The organism is Azospirillum formosense (assembly GCF_013340925.1).
GTDB lineage: Bacteria > Pseudomonadota > Alphaproteobacteria > Azospirillales > Azospirillaceae > Azospirillum > Azospirillum formosense.
Genome location: NZ_WHOR01000287.1, coordinates 1 through 7084 on the forward strand (window position 1 = coordinate 1; position 7084 = coordinate 7084).

Consider the following 7084-nt stretch of genomic DNA (forward strand, 5'->3'; position numbering starts at 1 on the left):
ACAAGGACTCCGCCCATGTCCGAAGCCGCGCTCGCCTTCTGGATGTTCGAGGTCCCGGCCCGCTGCCGCGACGCGGAGGGGCGGCGGCTGGGCAAGGCCCGCGCCCTGCTGCTGTCCCACCCCCAGCGCCAGCAGCGCATGATGCTGGAGTTGGCGCACGACGCCCCGCTCGCCATGGGAAGCCGCATCGTCACCCGACGCGCGGCCTTCGTGGTCGAGCGGTGCGACGGCGAGTCCGGCTTCGGCTTCCGGCGCTACGCCGTGCGCTGCGTCGGGACGCGTCCAACCCCGTGACGAAAAGCGGGCGGGGCTGATCCACATCAAGGCGCCGGGCGCTCCGATGGCAAATATTAATCGAACGATTAATAATCAGCCTCGGAGACTCCCATGACCACCCCCGCCCCCGCGCCGCAAGAGGGCCTGTGCGCGAAACTCCTGCGCGGCTGGCGCGGCGCGCGGTCCCTGGACGCGCTCCAGACGCTGGCGCCGCACGACCGCGACCGCGTGCTGGCCGACGCCGGGCTGACCGACCTGACCGCCCCGGCCGTGCTGCGCGCCGGCCATGTCGGTGCGCTTCTGCCCGCCGCGATGGCGCTGCACGGCGTCGACGGCGCCGCGGTGGAGCAGGACCGCCCCGACCTGATGAACGACCTGCAACGCGTCTGCGCGCTCTGCCGCGGCGTCCGCACCTGCCGCCAACTGCTGGCCGAGGGCTGCACGCAGCCGGAGCACGCCCGGCTCTGCCCCAACGCCGACACGCTCGACGCGCTCCGCTGAGGAGCGCGCCGGACACGGCGCCAAAACACAGCCGCAAAAAATCCCCAACCGCCTTCATCGGAAAAGCGATTGACAGCGCCGCGACGCGACCGTTAGCATCCCTGAATAATTAATTGGCCGTATAATAAAACACGGGAACGGTTGCCGCATCGGACGGCACGCGTTCTCCCAAAAAGGGCCGACGCGCCCACGCCGAGAGCGGCGGGGCGCCGACAGGGAATCGTCATTCGCCGTCATCGCGACATCACCGTCGAACGCGGAGGGAGAGATGAGAAACGTGGTACTGGGCGGCCTGCTGTTGACCGGCGTCGCCGCGTCGGTTCCGGCGCAGGCGCAGGACACGGTCAGGATCGGGCTGGTCCAGCCGCTGACCGGATCGGTCGCCTACAACGGCAAGTCCGTCGTGGAAGGCGCCCGGCTCGCCGTCGAGGAAATGAATGCCGCAGGCGGCGTCCTCGGCAAGAAGATCGAACTGATCGTCGAGGACGGCCAGTGCACCCCGGCCAACTCGGTCAACGCCGTCGAGAAGCTGGTGCAGAAGGACAAGGTCGTCACGCTGGTCGGCGCCTTTTGCAGTTCCGCCACCGCGGCGATCATGCCGGTGGCCCAGAAGTACAAGCTGCCGCTGATCACCGGCGTGTCGTCGAAGGCCAGCCTGACGGAGCAGGGCAATCCCTACTTCTTCCGCGCCGCCGAGACGGACGCGCTGATGGCGGAGGCCTTCGCCAAGATCCTCGCCAACGACCTGAAGCTGACCAAGGTCGCCTACATCGGCGTCAACGACGACTGGGGCCGCGGCGGGGTCGAGGAGTTCTCCCGCGACCTGACGGCGCTGGGTGTCAAGACGGTGCTGACCGAGTATTTCGACCACGGCGCCACCGACTTCTTCACGCTGCTGACCAAGCTGCGCGCCGCCAAGCCGGACGGCGTGTTCGTCGCCGCGGAGACGCAGGACGGCTCCATCCTGGTCAAGCAGATCCGCGAGATGGGGCTGGACACCAAGGTGTTCGGCGTCGGCTCCTGGGCCACCGCCGACTTCATCAACCTGACCGGCGAGGCCGCGGAGGGTATCCACGCCGCCGTCCCCTACGCCTCCAGCATGGACACCCCGCGCAACCAGACCTTCGTCCAGAAATACCAGGCGAAGTACGGCATCAAGCCCGGCAAGTACGGCGCCGCCGGCTACAACGCGCTGAACATCGCCGGACAGGCCATCGCGCGGGCCGGCGGCACCGACGCCGAGGCCATCCGGGCGTCGCTCGCCAAGACCAGCTACGAGGCGCCGAACGGCGTCTACAAGTTCACCGACAAGGGCCAGGCCTACGGCTTCGACGCGGTGCTGGTGCGGATCGAGAAGGGCGAACCGAAGGTGATCGCCTCCACCCCGGTGGACGCGCCGCACTGACCGGCGGACGCGCCGCGGGGCTGCCGTGACGGCACCGTTCCCGCGGCGCGCACCGATCCAACGCACCGTTTGTGCGGGCCTGCTTTTGCGAGAACGTCATGGATCTCTTTCCGCAGTTCCTGGCCAACGGGCTGGTGATGGGCGTGTTCTACGCGCTCTCCGCCCTCGGCCTGACGCTGATCTTCGGCCTGATGCGCGTGGTCAACTTCGCCCATGGCGAGTTCTACATGCTGGGCGGGGTCAGCGGCTGGTTCGTCACCAATTACCTGGGCCTCGACTTCTTCAGCGGCCTGATCGTGGTCGCCGCCTTCATGGCCGCCGTCGGCTGGCTGGTCGACCGCTTCCTGATCGAGCGGGTGCGCGGCCAGGGTGAGGAGCCGGGCATCCTGCTGACCATCGGCCTGTCGATCTTCCTGGTCAACGGCACGCTCCTGCTGGTCGGCCCGGCGCCGATGAAGGTGGCCGGCGCGGTCGCCGAAGGGCCGCTGTTCTTCGGCCCGATCGCGGTGACCAAGCTGCGCCTGCTCGCCGTGGCGGTGGGCATCGCGCTGATCGTCGGCGCCCATCTGCTGATCCGCCGGACCCGGCTGGGGGCGGCGATGCGCGCCACCTTCCAGGACCCGATGGCCGCCAGCCTCGCCGGCATCCGCACCGGCCACGTCTACGCCGCCACCTTCGCGCTGGGCTGCACGCTGGCCGCGCTGTCGGGGATGCTGCTGGCCTCCATCTACTCCGCCCAGGCGTCGGTCGGCGGACTCATCAGCCTGAAGAGCTTCGTCGTGGTGATCCTCGGCGGCATGGGCAGCTTCGCCGGCGCCATCGCCGGGGGCCTGTTGCTGGGCGTCGCCGAGGCGATGTGGGGCGGCTACGTTTCCATGGGCATGGTGGACGTCATCGGCTTCGTCCTGGTCATCCTGATCCTGCTGTTCCGGCCCCAGGGCCTGTTCTCGATCCGCACGGAAAGGGCCTGACATGACCCTGGAACGCAACATCCTCCTGGCCTTTCTGGCGGGGGCGGCGCTTCTGCCCTTCGCGGTGTCGGACCAGTACATCCTGCACCTCGCCATCATGGCGCTGTTCTACGCGGTGCTGGCGAGCAGCCTCAATCTGGTGGTCGGCTATGTCGGCGAGTTCTCGCTGGGCCACACCGCCTTCCTCGGCACCGGCGCCTACACGGCGGCGCTGCTGTCCACCCAGGCGGGGATGCCGATGTGGGTGACGATCCCGCTGGCCGGGCTGGTCTCCGCCGTCTTCGGCTTCGCCATCGGGGCGATCACGCTGCGCCTGCAAGGCCCCTACTTCGTGATCGTCACCCTGTCCTTCGCCGAGGTGCTGCGCATCGTCGCCAACAACTGGATCGCGGTGACCAACGGCCCGATGGGGCTGGCGGGCGTCGGCCAGAATCTGTTCGGGGACGTGGCCGTCACCAACAAGGCGGGCTTCTTCCTGATCGTTCTGGGCATCGCCGCGGTGGCGCTCTACCTCTCTTACCGCTTCGTCTATTCGAACGCGGGGCGGGCAGCGGTGGCGGTGCGCGAGAACCGCTACGTCGCGCAGTCCATCGGCGTCGATCCCTTCGGCACGGCCATGCAGGCCTTCGTGCTGGGCGCCTTCCTGGCCGGCTTGGCCGGGGGCTTCTACGCCCACTACATCTCCTTCGTCGGGCCGGAGGTGTTCCGCTTCGCCTTCATGGCGACGATGATCATCATGGTGCTGCTGGGCGGCAAGGGCACGCTGATCGGCCCGCTGGCCGGTGCTGTGATCGTGACCGTGCTGGAGGAATATCTGCGCGAGGTGCAGGAACTCCGCCTCACCCTGTTCGGGCTGATCGTCATGGCCATCGTCCTGTTCCTGCCCAACGGCCTGATGGGCTTCATCGCCCTGCGCCGCGAGCAGCAGGCCGCCAAGCCGACCCTCAACGCCGCGAAGGAGCGCACCGTATGACGGCGACCCCCAAGCCGATCACCGAGCCGACCGCGAACCGGCAGCCGCTGCTGCGCGCCGACGACCTGACCATGACCTTCGGCGGCATCACCGCGGTCAAGAACTTCAGCTTCCACATCGAGCCCGGCGAGATCGTCGGCCTGATCGGCCCCAACGGCGCCGGCAAGACGACCTGCTTCAACATGCTGACCGGCTTCTACGCGCCGAGCAACGGGCGGGTGCGCTTCAAGGGGCAGGACATCACCAACCGCAAGCCCCACGCCATCGCCCGGCTCGGCCTCGTCCGCAGCTTCCAGAAGACCAGCGTCATGAAGCGGCTGACGGTCTTCGAGAATGTGCTGACCGGCCATTACATGGCGAGCCGCCAATCCCTCCTCGCCACCTTCTTCCCCGGCGAGGCGGTGCGCCGCGCCGAGCGGGAGGCGCGGGAGAGCGCCGCCGCCATCGTCGAGACCATGGGCCTCGCCCAGCGCATGAACGCCCCGGCGCATCTGCTGTCCTGCGGCGAGCTGCGCCTGCTGGAGGTCGCGGTGGCGCTGGCCGCCAAGCCCAGCCTGCTGATGCTCGACGAGCCCGCCGCCGGGCTGAACAGCCACGAGGCCGGGACCTTCGGCGCGGTGCTGAAGACGCTGGTCGGGCGCAGCATCGACGCCCTGTTGATCGTGGAGCACAACATGGATCTGGTCATGTCGGTGTCCGACCGGATCGTCGTCCTCAACTTCGGCCGCAAGCTGGTCGAGGGCCGGCCGGCCGAGATCCTGGAGAACCGGCAGGTCGCCGAAGCCTATCTCGGAAAGGCCGCCGCATGACGCTGCTCTCCGAATCCCCCTCGCCCTCCGCCATCGCGCAGGCCGCCGACGCGCCGGTCCTCGCCGTGGAGGGCTTGCACGTCGCCTACGGCTCCACCGCGGCGCTGCACGGCGTGTCGCTGGACGTGCGGGCCGGCGAGACGGTCGCCCTGATCGGCGCCAACGGTGCGGGCAAGAGCACCATCCTGCGGGCCATCTCCGGCCTGCTGAAGGCGCGCTCCGGCACCATCGTCTGGAACGGCAAGTCGATCGCGAACCTGCCCGCCGACCGCATCGTCGCCGCCGGAATCGCCCACTGCCCGGAGGAACGGCACGTCTGGCCGAACATGACGGTGCAGGAGAACATTGCGCTCGGCGCCTATCTCTGCCGCTCGCGCGAGGAGGTGCAGCGGCGCATCGGCATGGCCTTCCACCGCTTCCCCCGCCTGCGCGAGCGGTCGCGCCAGATGGCCGGAACGCTCAGCGGCGGCGAACAGCAGATGCTCGCCATCGCCCGCGCGCTGATGTCGGAGCCGCGGCTGCTGATGCTGGACGAGCCCAGCCTCGGCCTCAGCCCGAAGATGGCCGACGAGGTGTTCGACGTGGTGCGCTCCGTCAACGGCCACGGCGTCACCGTCCTGCTGGTCGAGCAGAACATCCACAACGCGCTGGGCGTCGCCAGCCGGGCCTATGTGGTCAAGACGGGCCGCATCACCGCCAGCCGCCCCTCGGCGGAGCTGCGCGGCGATCCCGACCTGCTGCGCGCCTATCTGGGCGGCTGAGGCCACAGCGACGGCGAAAGGCCGTGTCACAAATAATTAAACGAACGACCGAACAATTCTCGGTCGCCGTCCTTCAGGAGGCAAGAGTGCGAACCAACATGCGAATTGGCATCGTCGGCGGCGGCATCGGCGGCGTCGCGCTGGCCGGCAGCCTGCTCCAGCGCGGCTTCGAGGTCCGCCTGTTCGAGCGGGCGCCGGGCTTCGGCGAGATCGGCGCCGGCATCCAGATGACGCCGAACGCGGTGAAGGTCATCAAGTCGCTGGGGCTTCTCGACAAGATGCTGGCCGCCGGCTTCCTGCCGCAGTCGCTGGTCGGGCGCAACTGGCGCAGCGGGCGGGAGACCTTCCGCACGCCGCTGATCGAGACCTGCCCGGTGCTCTACGACGCGCCCTTCATCCACATCCACCGCGCCGACCTGCACGCCATCCTGGCCTCGCTGGTCCCGGACAGCGTCGCCAACTTCGGGGTGAGCTGCACCGGCGTCCGCCAGGACAAGAACTCGGCGGTCGCCAGCTTCAGCGACGGCAGCGAGTACGAGGCCGACCTGATCGTCGGCGCCGACGGCGTGCGCTCCGTCGTGCGCTCCGCCCTCTTCGGGCCGGAGGCGCCGCGCTTCACCGGCCACATGTGCTACCGCGCCGTGGTGCCGACCGGCGGGGTGGTGGACTATGTCAGCCCCGACGCCTCCTTCTGGTTCGGGCCGCACAGCCACGTCGTGACCTACTACGTGCGCGGCGGCAAGGCCGTGAACATCGTGGCGGTCGCCGAGACCAAGGAGTGGGTGGAGGAGTCCTGGAACGCCCCCAGCAGCAAGGAGGAGATGCTCGGCGCCTTCCGCGGCTGGCACCGCAATGTGGAGACGCTCTTCAGCAAGGTGGACCAGGTCTACAAGTGGGGCCTGTTCGACCGCGACCCGATGACGAGCTGGTCGAAGGGCCGCATCACGCTGATGGGCGACGCGGCACACCCCATGCTGCCCTTCCTCTCGCAGGGCGCCGCCATGGCGATCGAGGACGCCTATGTGCTGGCCGAATCCCTGAAGGGGCATGGGAGCGACGTGGCGTCTGCGCTGCGCGACTACGAGGCGGAGCGGCTTCCCCGCACCAGCCGCGTCCAGCTGGAGGCGCGGGAGCGCGGGCGGACCTATCACCTGCCCTCCCCGCTGGCCCAGGCGAAGCGCGACTTCATGTACTGGCTGCGCGGCCTGTTCAACCCGCAGGCTACCGGCATCCAGGCCAACTGGGTCTACCAGTACGACGCCCGCGCCTTCCGGCCGAACCTCTCCGCCAAGCCGCGCCTCGTGGCGTGAGTTGGATGACGTTGCCCCCACCCTAACCCTCCCCCGCTGAGCGGGGGAGGGGACAAAACTCCCTCCCCTGCGCAGCGG

The 7084-nt window shown here is 69.0% G+C and carries 8 protein-coding genes; all 8 read left to right on the plus strand.

Going from position 1 to position 7084, the window contains the following annotated elements; genetic code table 11:
- The first annotated feature begins 15 nt into the window (after positions 1–15).
- The 8 genes from GBZ26_RS25065 to GBZ26_RS25100 all read left to right on the plus strand — a co-directional run bounded on the left by GBZ26_RS25065 (position 16) and on the right by GBZ26_RS25100 (position 7006).
- Complete coding sequence (locus tag GBZ26_RS25065) at positions 16–294, plus strand: hypothetical protein (RefSeq protein ID WP_174441166.1); 279 nt, start codon at positions 16–18, stop codon at positions 292–294.
- Between the two features lie 93 nt (positions 295–387).
- Positions 388–777, plus strand: coding sequence for a hypothetical protein (locus tag GBZ26_RS25070; protein WP_174441167.1), 390 nt, complete (start codon positions 388–390; stop codon positions 775–777).
- 268 nt (positions 778–1045) lie between these two features.
- Entirely contained in the window at positions 1046–2182 is a 1137-nt protein-coding gene (locus tag GBZ26_RS25075; RefSeq protein WP_035682982.1) for an ABC transporter substrate-binding protein, read from the plus strand.
- 98 nt (positions 2183–2280) lie between these two features.
- A complete protein-coding gene (locus GBZ26_RS25080; protein WP_014200179.1) occupies positions 2281–3153 on the plus strand; it encodes a branched-chain amino acid ABC transporter permease in 873 nt (290 codons plus the stop codon).
- A gap of 1 nt (position 3154) precedes the next feature.
- Positions 3155–4126 (plus strand): branched-chain amino acid ABC transporter permease, encoded by a 972-nt coding sequence (locus tag GBZ26_RS25085; RefSeq protein WP_174441168.1) that lies wholly within the window; start codon positions 3155–3157, stop codon positions 4124–4126.
- The gene (locus GBZ26_RS25090) at positions 4123–4935 is read left to right on the plus strand and encodes an ABC transporter ATP-binding protein (RefSeq protein ID WP_174441169.1); all 813 of its coding nucleotides are present in this window, start codon (positions 4123–4125) and stop codon (positions 4933–4935) included. Before GBZ26_RS25085 ends, GBZ26_RS25090 begins: the two co-directional genes overlap by 4 nt.
- Positions 4932–5696, plus strand: coding sequence for an ABC transporter ATP-binding protein (locus tag GBZ26_RS25095; protein ID WP_174441170.1), 765 nt, complete (start codon positions 4932–4934; stop codon positions 5694–5696). Before GBZ26_RS25090 ends, GBZ26_RS25095 begins: the two co-directional genes overlap by 4 nt.
- Before the next feature lie 86 nt (positions 5697–5782).
- A complete protein-coding gene (locus GBZ26_RS25100) occupies positions 5783–7006 on the plus strand; it encodes an FAD-dependent monooxygenase (RefSeq protein ID WP_345772069.1) in 1224 nt (407 codons plus the stop codon).
- Positions 7007–7084 lie beyond the last annotated feature (78 nt).

What these genes read in the sequence shown, in the direction of transcription:
- GBZ26_RS25065 (WP_174441166.1), top strand. Translation starts at nt 16, where the DNA reads ATGTCCGAAGCCGCGCTCGCCTTCTGGATGTTCGAGGTCCCGGCCCGC.
- GBZ26_RS25070 (WP_174441167.1), top strand. Translation starts at nt 388, where the DNA reads ATGACCACCCCCGCCCCCGCGCCGCAAGAGGGCCTGTGCGCGAAACTC.
- GBZ26_RS25075 (WP_035682982.1), top strand. Translation starts at nt 1,046, where the DNA reads ATGAGAAACGTGGTACTGGGCGGCCTGCTGTTGACCGGCGTCGCCGCG.
- GBZ26_RS25080 (WP_014200179.1), top strand. Translation starts at nt 2,281, where the DNA reads ATGGATCTCTTTCCGCAGTTCCTGGCCAACGGGCTGGTGATGGGCGTG.
- GBZ26_RS25085 (WP_174441168.1), top strand. Translation starts at nt 3,155, where the DNA reads ATGACCCTGGAACGCAACATCCTCCTGGCCTTTCTGGCGGGGGCGGCG.
- GBZ26_RS25090 (WP_174441169.1), top strand. Translation starts at nt 4,123, where the DNA reads ATGACGGCGACCCCCAAGCCGATCACCGAGCCGACCGCGAACCGGCAG.
- GBZ26_RS25095 (WP_174441170.1), top strand. Translation starts at nt 4,932, where the DNA reads ATGACGCTGCTCTCCGAATCCCCCTCGCCCTCCGCCATCGCGCAGGCC.